The sequence below is a fragment of the Chryseobacterium gwangjuense genome (genome assembly GCF_021311115.1).
GTDB classification, from domain to species: Bacteria; Bacteroidota; Bacteroidia; order Flavobacteriales; family Weeksellaceae; genus Chryseobacterium; species Chryseobacterium gwangjuense.
Genome location: NZ_JAJTNP010000002.1, coordinates 343,442 through 362,380, shown reverse-complemented (window position 1 = coordinate 362,380; position 18,939 = coordinate 343,442). Strand labels below are relative to the sequence as shown.

13 protein-coding genes are annotated in these 18,939 nt (G+C 33.0%); 7 read left to right on the top strand and 6 right to left on the bottom strand.

Features of this window, described 5'->3' with window-relative positions; all coding sequences use genetic code 11:
• Positions 1–88 precede the first annotated feature (88 nt).
• On the top strand, positions 89–1,126 hold the full coding sequence (locus LV842_RS05085; RefSeq protein ID WP_233110376.1) for a GMP reductase: 1,038 nt from the start codon (positions 89–91) through the stop codon (positions 1,124–1,126).
• A gap of 112 nt (positions 1,127–1,238) precedes the next feature.
• On the opposite strand, the gene LV842_RS05080 is transcribed toward LV842_RS05085, so the two are convergent.
• From LV842_RS05080 to LV842_RS05060, 5 genes are all read right to left on the bottom strand, one after another.
• The gene (locus tag LV842_RS05080; RefSeq protein ID WP_233110375.1) at positions 1,239–2,921 is read right to left on the bottom strand and encodes a tetratricopeptide repeat protein; all 1,683 of its coding nucleotides are present in this window, start codon (positions 2,919–2,921) and stop codon (positions 1,239–1,241) included.
• A gap of 427 nt (positions 2,922–3,348) precedes the next feature.
• Positions 3,349–4,092: a 3-oxoacyl-[acyl-carrier-protein] reductase gene (gene fabG, locus LV842_RS05075; RefSeq protein WP_233110374.1), complete on the bottom strand. Its 744-nt coding sequence runs from the start codon at positions 4,090–4,092 to the stop codon at positions 3,349–3,351.
• Between the two features lie 184 nt (positions 4,093–4,276).
• Positions 4,277–5,776 (bottom strand): WG repeat-containing protein, encoded by a 1,500-nt coding sequence (locus LV842_RS05070; RefSeq protein WP_233110373.1) that lies wholly within the window; start codon positions 5,774–5,776, stop codon positions 4,277–4,279.
• A 6-nt stretch (positions 5,777–5,782) separates the two neighbouring features.
• Positions 5,783–6,457: a 16S rRNA (cytidine(1402)-2'-O)-methyltransferase gene (gene rsmI, locus LV842_RS05065; RefSeq protein ID WP_233110372.1), complete on the bottom strand. Its 675-nt coding sequence runs from the start codon at positions 6,455–6,457 to the stop codon at positions 5,783–5,785.
• 2 nt (positions 6,458–6,459) lie between these two features.
• Positions 6,460–7,929: a hypothetical protein gene (locus tag LV842_RS05060; RefSeq protein WP_233110371.1), complete on the bottom strand. Its 1,470-nt coding sequence runs from the start codon at positions 7,927–7,929 to the stop codon at positions 6,460–6,462.
• A 61-nt stretch (positions 7,930–7,990) separates the two neighbouring features.
• On the opposite strand from LV842_RS05060, the gene LV842_RS05055 reads away from it, so the two are divergent.
• The 6 genes from LV842_RS05055 to LV842_RS05030 all read left to right on the top strand — a co-directional run bounded on the left by LV842_RS05055 (position 7,991) and on the right by LV842_RS05030 (position 16,680).
• The gene (locus LV842_RS05055) at positions 7,991–8,584 is read left to right on the top strand and encodes a thymidine kinase (RefSeq protein ID WP_233110370.1); all 594 of its coding nucleotides are present in this window, start codon (positions 7,991–7,993) and stop codon (positions 8,582–8,584) included.
• 155 nt (positions 8,585–8,739) lie between these two features.
• Complete coding sequence (locus LV842_RS05050) at positions 8,740–11,187, top strand: bifunctional UDP-N-acetylmuramoyl-tripeptide:D-alanyl-D-alanine ligase/alanine racemase (RefSeq protein ID WP_233110369.1); 2,448 nt, start codon at positions 8,740–8,742, stop codon at positions 11,185–11,187.
• A gap of 4 nt (positions 11,188–11,191) precedes the next feature.
• Positions 11,192–13,351, top strand: a complete 2,160-nt coding sequence (locus LV842_RS05045) for a patatin-like phospholipase family protein (protein ID WP_233110368.1) — start codon at positions 11,192–11,194, stop codon at positions 13,349–13,351.
• A 4-nt stretch (positions 13,352–13,355) separates the two neighbouring features.
• Positions 13,356–13,763: an rRNA maturation RNase YbeY gene (ybeY, locus tag LV842_RS05040; protein WP_233110367.1), complete on the top strand. Its 408-nt coding sequence runs from the start codon at positions 13,356–13,358 to the stop codon at positions 13,761–13,763.
• Positions 13,764–13,881: 118 nt separating this feature from the next.
• On the top strand, positions 13,882–15,744 hold the full coding sequence (gene mnmG / locus LV842_RS05035) for a tRNA uridine-5-carboxymethylaminomethyl(34) synthesis enzyme MnmG (RefSeq protein ID WP_233110366.1): 1,863 nt from the start codon (positions 13,882–13,884) through the stop codon (positions 15,742–15,744).
• A gap of 114 nt (positions 15,745–15,858) precedes the next feature.
• Positions 15,859–16,680 (top strand): class I SAM-dependent methyltransferase, encoded by an 822-nt coding sequence (locus LV842_RS05030; RefSeq protein WP_233110365.1) that lies wholly within the window; start codon positions 15,859–15,861, stop codon positions 16,678–16,680.
• Between the two features lie 759 nt (positions 16,681–17,439).
• On the opposite strand, the gene LV842_RS05025 is transcribed toward LV842_RS05030, so the two are convergent.
• Entirely contained in the window at positions 17,440–18,630 is a 1,191-nt protein-coding gene (locus tag LV842_RS05025; protein ID WP_233110364.1) for a phosphoglycerate kinase, read from the bottom strand.
• Between the last annotated feature and the right edge of the window lie 309 nt (positions 18,631–18,939).

The following is an 18,939-nucleotide window of genomic DNA, read 5'->3' as shown; positions in this document are numbered from 1 at the left end:
AATTGTGAAAAATAATTGATAAAATCCTTTATTTTAAAATTTACAAGCAATCTTTTTCCTAATTTTAAGTAAAATAATTTTCCAAATTATGAGAATAGAATATGATATAAAACTGGGTTTTAAAGACGTAATGTTCCGCCCGAAACGTTCTACATTAAAATCCCGGTCAGAGGTTAATTTAGAAAGAGAATTTACCTTCAGACATACCCAAAAGAAATGGAAAGGCACTCCTGTTATTGCCGCCAATATGGATACGGTAGGAACTTTTGAAATGGCCGTTGAACTGGCAAAAGATAAAATCATTACTGCCGTTCACAAACACTATACTCCCGAAGAATGGACTCAGTTCTTGGATAACCAGCCTGAAGAAATTTATCAATATATCGCGCTCAGCACAGGAACCGGAAAAGCAGATGAAGAAAAAATAAAAACGATCCTCGAAAAGCACCCAAAAATCGAGTTTCTCTGCATAGATGTAGCCAATGGTTATTCTGAGCATTTCGTTCAATTTGTGAAGAAAGCAAGAGCCAATTTTCCTGAGAAGATTATTATGGCAGGAAACGTTGTAACCGGAGAAATGGTTGAAGAGCTGTTATTGGCAGGTGCAGATATCATCAAAGTTGGAATCGGTCCCGGCTCTGTGTGTACTACCCGTGTAAAAACAGGAGTCGGTTATCCTCAGCTTTCTGCCATTATAGAGTGTGCAGATGCAGCGCATGGTTTGAAAGGTCATATCATTGCAGACGGCGGCTGTAAAGTTCCCGGCGATGTTGCCAAAGCCTTTGGCGGCGGAGCAGATTTTGTAATGCTTGGTGGAATGTTTGCTGGTCATGATGAAAGCGGCGGTGAAATTGTAGAAGAAAACGGTAAAAAATTCAGATTATTTTACGGAATGAGCTCAAAAACTGCTATGGATAAACATTCAGGTGGTGTAGCAGAATACAGAGCTTCGGAAGGTAAAACGGTAAAAGTAGCTTATAAAGGTCCTGTTTCAGAAACAGTGAAAGATATTTTGGGAGGAGTTCGTTCTACCTGTACGTATGTAGGAGCTTCAACTTTAAAAGAATTATCAAAAAGAACGACTTTCATCCGGGTTCAGGAACAGGAAAATCAGGTTTTTAATTGATTTAAATTCGTCAAGTTTAAATAAACTATTGTAATTAAAGTAATTCTATATTGGCTAATCATTGTTTTATTCTTTGAAAACAACAAAACATTGGTTATTTGATAATTGTTTTTTATTTGCAATAGTTTATATCTTTTTTACAGGCTTTTGTCAGCCATTTTTCTGATTTAGATTCATCTTTTTCAAGATTATATCCACCACTTGCGTATAATTTTCCAATGATATTCATTGATGCTGCATCACCTTCATTAGCAGCTTTCTCATAATTCTCTACAGCTAATTTCCAGTTTTTCTCTACTCCACCAAGACCTAACTGATAAATTCTCGCAATATTTTTAAACGGATTAATTTTAAATATGCCTGCGCTTTTATGATACCATTCGATAGCCTCTTTTCCGTCTTTCGCATCGGTTAAATATCCTATTTTAAAATATACTTCAGCTAACAGTTTCTCCTGATATGCTCTCATATTCTTATCTCCTTTCCATTGTGAAGATAATTCATCAAGAGTAATTAAACCTGCCTTCTTATAATATCGAATAGCTTCCTCCTTATTGTTTAGTGCTTCTGTATCTTCATATGCTTCTGCTATGTCTTTGGCTAAAGTAAAAGCTATTGATTTTGTACTATTCCAATAATTATTTTTTTCAAACACTTCAATGAATGATTTAGCTCTTTTCGTTTTTTCATTAAGCTTATCTTCGTCTTGTTTTATCTTTTTTTGTTGGTTATTTGGAGATATACCAACAATCGTTAAATCTTTAAGCTTATCGCCTAAAATAGCTAGTTGCTCCTGTAATTTTTTCTTTCTATGGTAGCTAAAGGTTATTCGGTTGTAATGATCGTAGCTGGCAGGCCAAATATGAATAAGCATAAAATCATTTATATTATTTACATCATTGTTTAATGTAATAATTACATAATTATCTTTTCGTTCTGTTTCTCTAAGAGTATACCCTAAATCTGAAAAAATATCTATTATATTTTGGGTGTAATCTGTTGGATTTTCTGAGTTTGCAATAGCTAATAAAGCTTCCCCATCTTCTTTGCTTAATGAGTTTCGTAAAGCATTTTTTCGATTGCTAAAATAAGTGATCAAATCTACTGTTGCCATTGTCAGCTGATTGATATCCTGTTGAAGTTCCTGTTTCCGTTGTAACTCTTTTTGTTGCTTTAATAGTTGTTGCTGTTGTGCTTCCGCATTTCTATTATCAATTTGTTGATTTTGTTTTATTTGTCTTTCAGGATCAATCTTCCCGCGATTCTCGCCTGACAAATCATTAGTAGATTGAATAACGGAAGAATTTGTAGTTTGATTATTAGATACAGTATTATTTGTAGATGTACTGTTTATTCTTTTTTCATTGATTTTATAATTGGGGATCCCATTATCGCAATCTGCATAATTAGGCCAACCTTCTAATGTTGAGCTACAACCTCCCCAACTTTTACTAAAGCAAACGCTCCCAATTTCTATAGTAAATTGTATCGAACCAGATTTATAAGGTAATGAAGGTAATCCATCAGTTCCTCCAGATTTAATTGTTCCAAATCTTCCATTAATACTCTTCTCTCCGTCAATTATAAGCGCTCCATCAAAGCTTACAGGCTCATTATAATTATTCTTCCATTTAATACTCCACCAATAACTTTTGGTATTTTTATCATATCCAAAATTCTTAACACTATATTGAATACCTTTAAAACATGATACATTATTCCATGGACCCCAATCTTGTGCAAACAAAATAGTAGTCTGTGAAAGAATTATTAAAATCAATAAGTATTTTTTCATCTTTGGAAGGTTTTTTCAGAGTTATACCAACAAGATTATTATCAAACCTCTATGAATAAAAATAGTATCCACATTGAAAGGGATACTATTACTCACACCAAACACTTTAGTAATTATATAATTTTTCATCAAAATCTAGTGGAATATATTTTTTTAAACAAAATATTAAGCCATTAGAGATTTTGACTTATAGTCAATTCATGGATGTTAGTTCTTCAATATTAACTCCTATTTTAAAAATTAGAGTTATTTATTGGGTCCTCTCATGAAGCACGCAATAATAAAAGAAAAAAATTCTCATGCCCTTGGTTTTTCAGTTTTAGTTTACAGCAAAGTTAACGTTATAATAAGCATAAAAAAAATACCTCAAATGAGGTATTTTTTTGTAAAAAAGGGTATTAAACTTGTCTTTTTTGTTATTTTTCCTTTATGTCAACAATCCGCCGTCAACATTTAATGTTTGTCCTGTAATGTAAGAAGACATTTCACTTCCCAAGAAAACACAAGCATTTGCAATATCTTCCGGTTTTCCTAGTTTTTTCATAGGAATAGCTTCATTCCACTTCTGAGTTGCTTTTTCATCTAAAGCTGCCGTCATTTCTGTAGCAATAAATCCAGGAGCAATCGCATTGCAACGGATATTTCTTGAACCTAATTCTAATGCAACTGATTTTGTAAATCCTATCACTCCTGCTTTAGATGCCGCATAGTTTGCCTGTCCTGCATTTCCGCTGATTCCTACAACAGAAGTCATATTAATGATAGATCCTGATTTTGCCTTCATCATTGGCTTGATAACCGCTTTTGTAAGATTGAAAACAGAATCTAAGTTTACTTTCATAATGATATCCCAATCGTCTTTAGACATTCTCAATAATAAGTTGTCTCTTGTGATACCTGCATTGTTGATCAGAATATCAATTTGTCCGAACTCAGCCATTACTTCATCTACTAATGTCTGAGCAGCATCAAAATCTGATGCATCTGACTGATATCCTTTAATTTGAGTTACAGAACTTAAAGTTTCTTCTAATTCTTTAGCTTTATCTACAGAACCGGCATAAGTGAATGCAACTTTTGCTCCCTGCTGAGCAAACATTTCAGCGATTCCTCTTCCGATTCCTCGTGTAGCTCCTGTAATTAGCGCTACTTTTCCTTCTAATAGTTTCATATTTTCTGACAATTATTTCTTTTTATAACTGATTAGTTTTTTCGAATATAAACTAATCTATAATTATTTTATAGAGATAAAATTAAAATTTAACGTCCGCAAAGATATTATAATTTGTTATTCTATACATTTTATCTCGTCAAATTATAGAAATTTTAAGTCTTTTTATGATATATCTGCTTTATTATAGTTTATTATCACTTCTGGAATCAGTAAAGTACACATATTCTGTCCCTTTATCTTTCGTAAGTTTTATCCCATCCTTATCTACCGAAAACTTATCATATTCTACCCCTTTCAAAGGCTCATTCTGGTAATTGGTAACTCCGTATTTTTTCTCTTTCTGGACAATGATTTCATTATCCGGAAGGAAAGAACTGATATCATCGTAGATGAATGGAACAATCTCTTTTCCGTTTTCATCTATGATTCCGTAGAAGTTGTCTTTATTTTTACAAACTACCGCCGGAAACATATTTTGCGGATAATAAAAAACGCCGTTTTCTTTTAGGGAGGCAACATTTTTTAGTTCTTCGTATTTTTTATCCTTTGCCGAGAATTTATAAAACACTCCTTCTTTCTTCAATATCAGGCTATTAGGAAATATCTTTTCAATTTGATATCCAGGCTCTATAACATCTTTTAAATCTTTATCTAAAAGTCTCTGCTCATTTCCTTTTATCAGATATATAAAGTCATTTCCTTCAATTTTTACCCCTTCAATATTATCATATTCCTTTGGAACTACAATTTCTCCATTAATACGGATCACCGCCATTTTTGGGTTTTTAAGACTTTTTTGAGTACTGAATAAATCGTTAAATAAGGATTTTACATAATCGAAGTCTGTAGAATACACCTTTTTTGCCTCCTTTGAAAAGATGTTTATTTTTTCATTTTTAATAAAATAAATATATCGTGTTCCTAAAAATACTTCATCATAGATTTCATCAGCAAGACGATTTTCCTGGGTATCTATGATTCCGTATTTCTTCGTAACAGGATCTTTGGTTACTAAAAAGGGATATCCTCCGATGTTATCTACATTACTGTTGGATATAGTATTAAGAGTTACCCCATCATTATCTATTATTTCTCCCTGTTTTTCTCCGGTAGGAAAATAAACCTTGTTTTTATAAAAATGAAGGTTTTCTTTAAATTCTCTGCTGCTTTTTAATTTTCCGTCAGCATCATAAATCTGCCAACTGTTATCTTTTTTTACAAAAAACCTGTTTTCTCCTGCAAATTTTATTTTATCAGAATAAGGAATGATCTCTTTACCATCATAGCTGTATATTCCTTCTTTTCCTTCTTTGGTTGAGATAAGTCTTTTGTTGATACTCCACGACGGACTTATTTTTTGACTCTCAAAAGGAATCAGCTGATTTCCTTTTTCGTCAATTAATCCCATTTTACCTTTCGGGTCTCCGTCTTTTATTTTTACAATAAACCGGTTTTTATAAAGATGTGATATTTCGTTTTTAGCCGACGCAGTATAGGTCACCGCTCCCGTGGAATCTACAATACCATATTCCGCTGATTCCGCGTTGATGATAACGCCATATCCGTTTGAGTAAAATTTTACCTCTTTGCCAAGCTTTTTAGATAAAAGTATCTGAGTGTATTGATCCGTTTGTTGTGCTGTACAAATAGAAGATAGCAATACAAAAACTAGTGTTTTCAATTAAAATTAAATAGCATTATTTACAATAAGAACAATTTCTCCTTTTAAAGTTTTTGTTTTGGAGAATTCAATTAACTCATTGATTGTTCCTCTTTTAGTTTCTTCGAATTTTTTCGAAATTTCACGACTTAAACTTACTTTGGTCTCTTCACCAAAAAACTCTTTAATTTGTTCCAAAGTAGTATTTATCTTATGTGGACTTTCATATAAAACGATAGTCTTTTTTTCTTCTGCAAGCTGTTTAAGCTTAGTCTGTCTTCCTTTTTTTTGGGGTAAAAAACCTGCAAATAAAAATTCATTATTCGGAAGTCCTGAAACCACTAAAGCCGGTACAAAAGCCGTTGCTCCTGGAAGACATATCATTTCAATATCATGATCTGATCCTGCTTTTGCCAATAAATATCCCGGATCTGAAATTCCGGGAGTTCCTGCATCTGTAATAATAGCGATATTCTGACCGTTTTTAAGGTCTGTAATCACCTTTTCGGTTGCCTGATGCTCATTATGCAAATGATAAGATTTTAAAGGCTTAGAAATTTCGAAATGTTTTAACAAAATTCCGGAAGTTCTAGTGTCTTCACATAAAATATAATCAACTTCTTTCAGTACATTTACTGCTCTGAAAGTCATATCTTCTAAATTTCCGACCGGTGTCGGAACAAAATAAAGAATCCCGCTCAAAATTATAAAAATTTATTTTCTACCAATATCCATAGTCTCTGAGCATATTCATCGACATTACTCCATTTTTTATCGTAATACAGATCACTCAGATATTCTTTTGCCTGCTCTAAGTTTTTAAAGCTGTTCAAATCTGCAATCACCTCATTAAGCTCAGACTGACTTCCTCCGAACAGCATTTTTGAAAACGCAATTCTGTCATTTAAATCCAACTTAAATTCGGGCTTTGCCTTCTCTTTTTCTTTCTCCATATAATCTGTTGAAATATTTGTTTTCAACAGACTTCCTGTATCTTCTTTCTGTATCTCTTTAGGTTTTTCCTGAAGATTTTCTACTTCTAAGTGGTCATCATCAAAAAGTGTCTGAACGGCTTTTAATCCTCTGATATTTGCCAGTCTGATTTTCTTATCCTGATGATATTTTTCCAGATTTTCAAAACTTTCATCAGAAGCCGGTTTTTCTTTTTCTGTTTGGGAAACCGGAGTTTCAAAATCCACTATTTTTCCTCTTCTTTCCTCTTCTTCAAAGATCAATTCTTCTTGTTCTTCCAATCTTGAATCATCATGCTTTATCTCAGCCAAGATATTTTCTACATTGGAAGTATCTGTTGCCATTTCACCCTGCTCCATTGCTATATTTGAAACCAAATACTGATCTTCATCCTCTTCGATCAAAATACCTTCTTCTTCAAAGATTTCCGTATCAAAAATACTAGGAATGGTCTCTGTAATCTCGAAAGATTCATTTTTCATAGTATTTTCTCCCTCATTCAGATCCGCTTTTTCCTCTTCTACCTTATCATCAGATTCATCAATTTCATTCAGCTGATTATTAAAAATAGCTTCTTCTTCGGTAACGTTCTGGTCAAACATTTCTTCTGAAATATCTTCGCTATTATCAGGTACCGCATCTGCAAGAATTCGTTCTTCATCCACGAAATCCAATGTACTCTCATGATATTCGGAGACACTGTTTTCTTCTATTTCCTTCAACTGTTCATTAAAAACAATTTCTTCCGATGTTTTCTGATCGTACTCCGAATTAGATGACTCATTATCAGAATAGTTATTTTCAAGATTTCCATCTATAAAACTTACGATGTTTTCGTGATAATCGTTTTCAGTAATCTCATTAAGCTGATTATTAAAAATGACTTCTTCTTCATCAGCAGTTACCATGAAATCTTCTTCTTTTTCCTCAATTTCATTCAGTTCATTATTGAAAATTGCCTCTTCTTCAGTCGTTCCGCTGTTGCTAAACTCATTATTTTCTGAAACAGGCGAGGTATTTTCAGTAATGAAATACTCCATATTTTTTTCAAGCAATCTTAAAAAAGAAATTCTATTAGCAAGCTCATCCACAAGATCCTGCTTAGAAAGTAGTTCATCTACATTATTTATTTTATCCAAAATATCAATGATATTCTTGGATTCAAAAAAAATTTTTTCCTTTAAATCTTGGATGTTCTGCATATTAAGAATCTTATTAAAATTGCTTACTTTTGATCTTAAAAATATACGGCTAATTTAACAAATGTTTTTAGAAAATACAATTAATCACTCCAAACAAAGCGGTTGGATGGAAGTTATTTGTGGCTCAATGTTTTCCGGAAAAACCGAAGAGTTGATCAGAAGGCTTAGAAGAGCAGAAATGGCGGGGCAAAATGTGGAAATTTTTAAACCAAAACTGGACACTCGTTATTCTGAAGAAGATGTCATTTCTCACAATCAGAATAAAATTCGAAGTACACCAGTAGAAAATCCCAACGAAATTCTTTTGTTGGCTTCTAATTGTGATGTGATTGGAATCGATGAAGCACAGTTTTTCGATCAAGGTATTGTAGATGTAGCCAATCAGCTCGCAAATAGTGGAATAAGAGTGGTAATAGCTGGCTTAGACATGGATTTTTTAGGACGTCCTTTCGGACCAATGCCCAATCTAATGGCAACCGCAGAATATGTTACAAAAGTGCATGCTATTTGCAAGAGAACGGGTAACCTGGCCAATTATTCCATGAGAACTTCTCAGGGCGATAATTTAGTTGAATTAGGCGAAACAGAAAGTTACGAAGCAGTAAGCCGTCGTGTTTTTATTGATGAAGTACTTTTGAAGAAGAAAAATAAGTAAATTAGATTATTAATTTAAATCTAATTAAGAAATATTGGATAAAACACAATGACGCAAATTAAATTACAATTAAACTTTTTTAAGTAAAATTCTTTGCGCCTCTGTGATCGACAAATACAAACAACACACACAAAATAGCAGCAGAAAGGGCACCAATGAACTATACAGTAAATCAAATTGCAGAAATCACCAATGCTAAAGTTATTGGAGACAAAGAATTAATTATCAAAAACATAGCTTTTGACAGCAGAATTATTTATTCTGCCAGAAACTCTGCATTTATTGCTATTAATACCCATAAAAATTCGGGTGAAAAATTCATTGAATCTGCCATTGATAAAGGAATTACGATTATTATTTCCGAACATCAGCATCCTCAGTTTGAAGGGATAACATGGATTATCGTTGAAAATTCTGTGGACTTTCTTCAAAAATTAGCCAAATTTCATTTTGAAAATGCTCATTTAAAATCTATAGGAATTACGGGAAGCAACGGAAAAACCATTTTAAAAGAATGGTTGTATCAATGTCTTTGGAACGAATTTCCTACAGTAAAAAGCCCGAAAAGTTTCAATTCTCAGATCGGACTTCCCCTCTCTTTGCTTCAAATCAATACTTCTCATGAACTGGGAATTTTTGAAGTCGGAATTTCCAAACCGGATGAAATGGATAAACTTGAAAACATTTTCCATCCAAAGATTGGTTTACTGACTCATATCGGAACTGCTCACCTTGCCAATTTCAAATCGGAAGAGGAGTTAATTGATGAAAAAATCAAACTTTTCAGACATTCTGAAGTTATCATTTACAATGGTGATAATTCATTGGTTGACAAAAAAATAAAGGATTTAAATTCAAGTAAAAAATTAATTTCTTACGGTTTTAAAGACAATAATCAGATCTACTTTAAAAATAATATTTCAAAAGAAGATCATGTTGTTGTACAATATTTCGATGAAGAAATTTCTTTTCCTGTACACCAAAGAGACGAAGCGACGTTAACCAATGCTTTAGCGCTTGTAACCGTATTGAAGGAGTTAGGAGTCGAAAATCAAAAGATCGTTGAAAAAATCAACGCTTTAAAAGCCGTTGAAATGAGACTTGAAGCCATTGAAGGAATTAAGAGCAATATTATCATTAATGATTCTTTTAACCTCGATTTGGATTCTTTGAAAACTGCCCTGCAATTTTTAAACGAATACAATAAGCCAAAGAAGTCTTTGGTATTAACGGATATTGTCGGTGTAAATTCAAATTCAAAAGAATTGTACGAGGAAGTTTCGGAGCTGGTGAATGAACAACAATTTGATTCCGTTTTCTTAATAGGTAACGAAATATCAAACTTCAGTGAATTATTTAAAGCTAGAACTTTTACTTTCATCAATACTAAAGAATTAATTGAAAGCAAACATCTTACAGAAATTGAAAACCAGATTATCTTATTAAAAGGAGCCAGAAAATTTGAAATCGAAAAGCTTAAGGATGTTCTTGAACTGAGAAAGCATGATACGGTTTTAGAGATCAATCTGAATGCAATTTTACACAACATCAATTATCATAAATCTCTGCTGAAGCCGACAACCAAAATGATGGCCATGGTGAAAGCAAATTCCTATGGTTTAGGAAGTTATGAAATTTCAGAATTCTTGCAACATCATCATATTGATTACTTAGGAGTTGCTTTCGTAGATGAAGGGGTAGAACTTCGTAAAAAAGGGATCACCGTTCCAATCGTTGTAATGAATCCTGAACAACACAGCTATGAGACAGTAATAGAATATAATTTAGAACCCGAAATCTATAGTTTCAGGGTTTTGGAATTATTTTACGAAGCGGTTCAGAAATCAGGTTATGATAAAAAATATCCTATCCATATCAAACTGGAAACAGGAATGCATCGCCTTGGTTTTAAAGACAATGAGTTAGATCAGCTAAGCGAAACTTTAAATCATAAAAATTTAAAAGTTCAAAGTATTTTCAGCCATCTTTCGTCTTCAGATATACCGGATGAGAAAGAATTTACTTTGCATCAGCTGGAAACATTTGAAAAAAATTCAGGGCATTTAATTGAAAAATTGGGCTACACTCCTATTCGACATATCTTAAATTCATCAGGAATAACAAGTTATACCGATCATCAATATGATATGGTAAGAATTGGGATTGGAATGCTAGGAGAATCACCAAATAGTGAAATACAGAAACAATTACGCTCTGTTGTAAGTTTTAAAACAGTTATTTCTCAAATATCTACTGTAGAAAGTGGCGAATCTGTGGGTTATAGCAGAAGATTTAAAACCGATCAAAGAACAAAAATCGCTACTATTCCTGTAGGATATGCAGATGGAATTCCAAGGTTAATTGGGAATCAGGTAGGAAATGTCGGCATAAATAAAACTTTAGCACCCATTGTTGGAAGTATTTGCATGGATATGATGATGATCAATATAAATCACATTCCTAATGTAAAAGAAGGCGATACAGTAACTGTTTTTAATGCTTATCCAAGTCTTAAAGAATTCGCAGCTTACTGCAAAACAATAACCTATGAAGTATTAACCTCAATTTCACCCCGAGTGAAACGAATCTATATAAAAGATTAAGCCTATGAGAAAACTCCTGATCATTTTATTTGTATTTCAGCTGCTATTGATTCAGTCTCAGGTAAAGAAAGATTTGGTAATTCCAAAGAATCCCAGAATAGGACTTTCTCTTGCCGGTGGTGGAGCTAAAGGATTTTCTCATGTAGGAGTACTTAAAGTATTGGATTCCTTGGGAGTAAAAGTAGATTATATCGCCGGAACCAGTATGGGAGCCATTGTAGGAGGATTATACGCTTCAGGATATTCCGGAAAGGAGATTGAAAAGATTGTAATGGATACAGATTTTTATTCATTAATCATGGATCCTAAAGCAAAACGCCAAGAAACCAGTTTCTATAATAAATCCGTTGATAAATACCTTTTATCTATTCCTTTAAAAAACGGAAAAATTACGCTCCCCTCTTCCATTAGCACAGGACAGAAAAATGTTTACTTGCTAAAAGAACTCTTTAAAAACGTTTCAAATATTGATGATTTCTCAAAGCTTCCTATTCCTTTTATGTGCGTTGCCACCAATCTTGAAAGCGGAAATATGGAGATTTTTGAAAAAGGAGATCTTGTGCAATCTATTATGGCAAGTTCAGCATTTCCTTCTTTAATGGATCCTGTGAAAATTGGTGACAGTATTTACATTGACGGAGCAATGACGGTTAACTACCCTTCAAAGCCATTAAAGGACAAAGGAATCGATATTGTGATTGGTGTGGATCTTAACCAGGATTTGTCAAAAAGAGAGGATCTAAACAATATTATAGCGATTTTAAATCAGGTTATTGATTTTGGCATTAAAAAAGATACCCGAAGACAGTATAAATACACCGACATCAATATTAAGCCCAACCTAAAAGGGATGACCGCAACAAGCTATGATGATAAGAAAAAAATTCTTGATAGCGGATTTGTGGAAGGTTTAAAATATGTCGATATTCTGGATCAATTACCCAAGCGTCCGTTTGACCGTCTAAGACAGCAAATAAACCCTATTTATTCCAACGTCTATAAGATTGACAGTATTTCGGTAATTGGAGGAAAAATTTACGGTAAAAACTATGTTCTGGGTAAAATGGGACTCCGCCTCCCCTCTCTTCAAACCTATGGAAGCATCAATAAAAAAATTGACAAATTAATTGCCACTAATAATTATCGATTTATAAACTACGATATTGTTCCTGAGAATGACGCCAATTATCTCAAGTTATATGTAACGGAAGATGAAACCCGTCATTTTTTGAAATTCGGATTACATTATGACGAAATTTTCAAAACAGGATTGCTCTTAAATTATTCTGCAAAACGCCTTTTGTTTAAAAACACCAATCTGTCCTTAGATGTTGTTGTAGGCGACCAGCCAAGATATTATCTCAATTATTTTATCGATAATGGCTATATTCCGGGATTAGGAATCTATTCCTCAGGAATGAGCTTCACTCTAAGAGATATTAATAACTACGACATAGACAAATGGGAATGGCTTAGAAATGAAATTTACATCCAATCCATCTGGAAAGATAAATTTGCAATTGGCGGAGGATTAAGTCATGATTATTTTGAAGCAGAATCCAATGGTTTGAATAAAAGAATCAATCGTTTCCTGAATCCGTATATCTTCTTAAAAAGCGACACTCAAAACGATAAAGATTTTCCAACCCGAGGAATTTACATCAATGCCGAAGGAAAAGTTATAGATCTATTAAAATCTGAAGTTGAAAAAAGACAGGTTCAGGTAAAAGCAGATATCAGAATTAATATTCCGTTGACAAAATACTTTAGTTATCGTCTTAGCTTATATGGTGGAATTACGATTGGTGAAACCCTTCCTCAGTTCTATCAATACAGATTAGGAGGAATATTCGAACAAAATGTAGTAAACTTTAAAAGCTTTGCAGGATTTAATTTCGCTCAGCTGAATACCAATAATGTAATTCTGATTTCCAACGATGTTCAATTTAAGTTTAATAAAAACTATTTCGTCAGCGGAAATTTCTCTTTTGCAAACCTATCCGATGATATTAGTTTTGAAGATGCAGTAAAGTTAAATTATAGTTCGCTGGGAATTACAGCAGGCTATAAATCCCCTTTCGGACAAATAAAACTCAATTTCAGTCACTCACTTAAAAATAATCAAAAAGGCATATTCAGTGTTATTTTAGGGCACTGGTTTTAAAACAATGATACAATTCTTTTACGAAAACTTACCCGAATCTGTAAATACAGACTACACAGCTTGGCTGAAAGACATTATTCTTTCAGAAGGAAAAAAACTTGGCGAGATCAATTATATCTTCTGCGACGACGAATACTTATTGAAAGTAAATCAGGATTATTTGCAGCATGATTACTATACAGACATCATCACTTTCGACTATGTGAAAGGAAAAACAATAAGCGGAGAGATTTTCGTATCTTTGCAGCGCATTTCAGATAACGCTTCTACCCTATCCAAAGATTATGAAGAAGAACTAAGAAGAGTTTTAGCTCATGGTATTCTTCACTTGTGCGGATACAAGGATAAAACCGAGGAAGAAGAAAAAGGAATGCGAGGAAAAGAAGATCATTATTTAGCAAAATATAATTAAATAAGAAGCTAAATAAACCGCAATACAAGCTATTTTAGCACGTATTTTTAAACAATGTTTCACGTGAAACATTTGTAGAAAAGATTAAAATTTAAGGCTTAAAACAAGCAATAAAAAGATGATTTCAGAAATATATGATGTAATCGTAGTTGGTGCTGGTCACGCAGGATGTGAAGCAGCAGCTGCAGCAGCTAATCTGGGTTCGAAAACTCTGCTTATTACGATGAATATGCAGACTATCGGACAGATGAGCTGTAACCCTGCGATGGGTGGAATCGCAAAAGGACAAATTGTAAGGGAAATCGATGCAATGGGAGGGTATTCAGGAATTGTAGCGGACAAATCTGCTATCCAGTTCAAAATGCTAAACCTTTCCAAAGGTCCTGCAATGTGGTCTCCAAGAACACAGAACGACAGAATGCTTTTCGCAGAAGAATGGCGATTAGCATTAGAAAACACTCCAAATCTTGATTTCTTTCAGGATATGGTAAAACAGCTTATCATAGAGAATAACAAGGTAGTAGGAGTTGTTACTTCATTAGGAATTGAGATAAAAGGACGTTCTGTAGTACTTACAAACGGTACTTTCTTAAATGGTCTGATCCATGTTGGAGATAAACAATTAGGAGGCGGAAGAATGGGTGAACCAAGAGCTTTTGGCATCACTGAACAACTTGTTTCTTTAGGTTTTGAAGCCGGAAGAATGAAAACGGGTACTCCCCCGAGAGTAGACGGGAGAAGCTTGGATTATTCTAAAATGGAAGAACAAAAAGGAGATGAAAATCCTCAAAAATTCAGCTATTTAGATACTCCTAAGTTAACCAAACAATTAAGTTGTCATATCGTTTATACAAACGAAATTGTACATGATATTTTACGTGAAGGATTCGATAGAAGTCCAATGTTCAATGGTACAATTCAGAGTTTAGGACCAAGATATTGTCCAAGTATTGAAGATAAAATCAACCGTTTTGCAGAGAGAAACAGACACCAATTATTCGTTGAGCCGGAAGGCTGGAAAACAGTAGAAATCTATGTAAATGGATTCAGTTCTTCATTACCTGAGGATGTTCAAATCAAGGCAATGAAACATATTCCGGGATTTGAAAACGTAAAAGTATTCCGTCCAGGCTATGCTATTGAATATGATTACTTCCCTCCTACCCAATTGAAGCATACTTTAGAGACAAAACTGATCGATAATTTATACTTTGCAGGGCAAATTAATGGTACAACAGGTTATGAAGAAGCAGCCGGACAAGGTCTGATTGCTGGTATTAATGCTCACAATAAAGTAAAAGAAAAAGATGAATTCATCCTGAATAGAGATGAAGCTTATATTGGAGTTTTAATTGATGATTTGATCACAAAAGGTACTGAAGAACCTTACAGAATGTTCACTTCAAGAGCTGAATACAGACTTCTTTTAAGACAGGATAATGCAGATATCAGACTTACTCAAAAGGCTTTTGATTTAGGTCTTGCGAAAGAAGACAGATTAAAAAGAGTCAACGAAAAAGTAACTAAAAGTGAAGAACTTGAGAACTTTCTTCGAGAAACTTCTTTAAAGCCAGGAGTTATAAACCCTATTCTTGAAAGTATTGAAAGTAACCCTGTTGATCAGGCTTACAGAGCTGCTCAGTTTCTTACAAGACCTAATATTACTCTGGAAAAACTGGAGAATATTGAGGTTATAAAAGAATTTTCTTCTCAATTTGACGATGAAGTAAGAGAACAGGCTGAAGTAAATATTAAATATAGAGGCTATATCGAAAAGGAAAAAGAGAACGTAGCTAAACTAAATCGTTTAGAAAACATCAAGATTCCTGAAGATTTTGATTATACAAAAATCTCAAGTTTATCTGCAGAAGCGAAGCAAAAAATGTCAAATGTAAGACCAAAAACAATCGCACAAGCAGGAAGAATCAGTGGTGTTTCACCTGCCGATATAAACGTTTTACTGGTCTATTTAGGACGTTAAATACAAAATGTTTCACGTGAAACATAGATAAAATAAAAACGAAAATTAAGGTATTTATGAGCTTGTTTTAAACTCTGAATATCTTAATTTTTATTATTTAAAGTAACAAATTCAATGAAAATAAAAGATCATTTTCTTTCACAAGAAATATTTGAAATTAAAGAAACGGAAACAAATGGAGTATTTAAAACCTCCCCTATCCCATCCAATATTTCCAAATATTATGAAAGTGAAGATTACATTTCCCACCATCAGGATTCAGGAAGCTTAAAAGAAAAGCTTTATAAATTTTTGCAATCATTCAATTTACAATACAAAAAAACAATACTTTTAGATAGAATTCAGAAAGGTTCAAGAGTATTGGATTATGGATGTGGTGCTGGAGAATTTGTAAAATATATAGAAAATGATTTTGAAACTTTCGGGTTTGAGCCAGATTCAGATGCCAGAAAAGCTGCGAAAAATAAGATTTCAAAAGCTACTATTTTAGATAATATTAATACTATTGAAGACAAAAGTTTAGATGCAATTACCCTTTGGCACGTTTTCGAGCACGTGGAAAATCAGGATGAAATGCTTGAAATTTTCAATAATAAATTAAAAGAAAAAGGATTATTAATTATTGCTGTTCCCAACCCTACTTCCTATGATGCAAAACATTATAAAGAATATTGGGCAGCTTATGATGTGCCCAGACATATTTATCATTTCTCAAAAAAAGGAATGGAAAATCTGATAGCAAAGAAACCAAGCTGGAAAATGAGAAAAATAAAACCATTGGTTCTGGATTCTTATTATATCTCGATGTTGAGCGAAAAATACAAGAAATCTCCTCTTTTTTGGCTAAAGGCTACGATCTACGGAACGATTTCTAACGTAAAAGCTATTTTTTCAAACGAATTTTCAAGTTTGATTTATATTATCGAAAAAAAATAGAAAATCGATTTTTGACCTATTTCTAAGGGTCACTTTTTCACATTTTTAGCATAAAAAGTAAAAACTCAGAAAATATTTCTGAGTTTTTTATTTTGTTAAGCCAATCCCCTACTCTATTTTCAAATTAATATTTTTTTTCTAAAGTAAAAATTTAAAAAATGAATTTCAATTTAAAGAAAACGTGAGTAATATATTAGCAAGTATTCTAAATAGTAGAAAAAGAAAATATTTTATATTTAAAACTAACAGCCTGAGAATTGCATAAATTCTTTTTAATTAATTTCTGTACGATACAGAAGAAAGGGAATAGTACAATTTGAAAAGAAAAAATCCGATTATTTTTAAGTTTTACTTTTCTTGAAAGATTAAGCCTATTTAGGAAATATAACCTATTATAAAAAAAGTTCAAACTAAGCCTCTGAGAATGCCACAGATTTTTTTTAATTAATAATTGTTCAATAGAACAGATAGAAAATGACACAAATTTTTTTAAAAAAACACAAATAATTTTATATTTTACTTTTCCTGAACAGATTAATATAATTCTAAAAAAATGATTGTTCACGAGTTTACACGAACCCTCTGAGAATCGCGTAGATTTATTTAGATTGATAACAATACAGTAGAACAGACAGAGAAAGCATAAAAATTTTCAAAAAATATAATCTTTTATACTAAGCACATAGTAAAAGTAGCAAGAAATCTAGGTAAAGAAAAAGTCTGCTATTGTATAGCAGACTTTCAATATATTTTTTAGCTTTAGTTATTAATTGCAGCAACTCCTGGAAGCTCCAACCCTTCCAAACTTTCAAGCATTGCTCCACCTCCGGTAGAAACATAACTTACTTTTTCACCGTACCCAAATTGTTTTACAAAAGCTACACTGTCTCCTCCTCCAACTAAAGAGAAAGCTCCTTGCCTTGTTGCTTCAGCAATACTATCACCTAGAGCAACAGTTCCACCTGCAAAGTTTGACATTTCGAAAACTCCGATTGGACCATTCCAAAGAATCGTTCTTGAATTTAACAATACATCATTAAACTGATCTTGTGATCTTGCACCGGCATCCAATCCCATCCATCCTTCAGGAATAGCATAGATATCTACTTCTTTTCTTTCCGCATCATTACTGAAACTATCAGCGATGATCGCATCAGAAGGAAGATATACTTTTACATTATGTTCTTTAGCTTTTCCTAAAATTTCAAGAGCCAAAGGTAGTTTATCTTCTTCCACCAAAGAACTTCCGATCTTTCCACCTAAAGCTTTAATAAACGTAAAAGCCATTCCACCACCAATAATTAAATTATCAACTGCAGGTAAAACATTCTCTATAATAGTAATCTTAGTTGAAACTTTAGATCCTCCAAGTATCGCAGTTACAGGACGTTCCCCGCTTTTTAGAACTTTATCAATCGCTTGAAGTTCTTTAGCCATCAGTAAACCGAAAAATTTAGTTGAAGGGAAAAATTTAGCAATCACTGCAGTTGAAGCATGTGCTCTGTGAGCTGTTCCGAAGGCATCATTTATATAAGCATCTGCTAATTTTGAAAGTTGCTCAGCAAACGCTTCATCCCCTTTTTCTTCTTCGTTATGAAAACGTAGATTTTCTAATAATAGGATCTCACCAGCCTGAAGTTCAGCCGAAGCTTTTTCAGCCTTCTCTCCTACACATTCATCTACAAACTTAACTTCCTGACCTAATACTTTAGAAACTTCTTCTACAATATGTTGTAAAGAAAACTCATTTTTTACTTCTCCTTTTGGTCTGCCCAAGTGAGCCATTAAAATTACTGATCCTCCATCTTTAAGAATTTTATCAATTGTAGGTTTTACAGCAACTATTCTTGTATTATCTGTTACTTTCAACTGATCATCCTGAGGAACATTAAAATCTACCCTTACAAGAGCCTTTTTACCATTAAAATTGAAGTCATTGATTGTTTTCATATATACTGTTTATTTTCTATACTCATAAGACCAGCCTCTCAAGACTTCCCTTGCTCGGGAAATTTTGCAGAGCCGATTTCATAAATACCATTGAATTTTCTTTTCACAAATGTAAGATTTTAAAATTTTTGAAAAGCCGCAACCCGATAAAAGTTTTCAAAAAAGTTTCCCGCAAACCCAACACTCATTAATCAACACTATTTTTTTCTTTTAAAAAAAAGAATACGCTATTGTTGTTGAGTGTTGTGAGTTTAGGGGATAACTTTTTGATTAAAATTTCATAACATGAAGTTTTTATTCAATTCACAT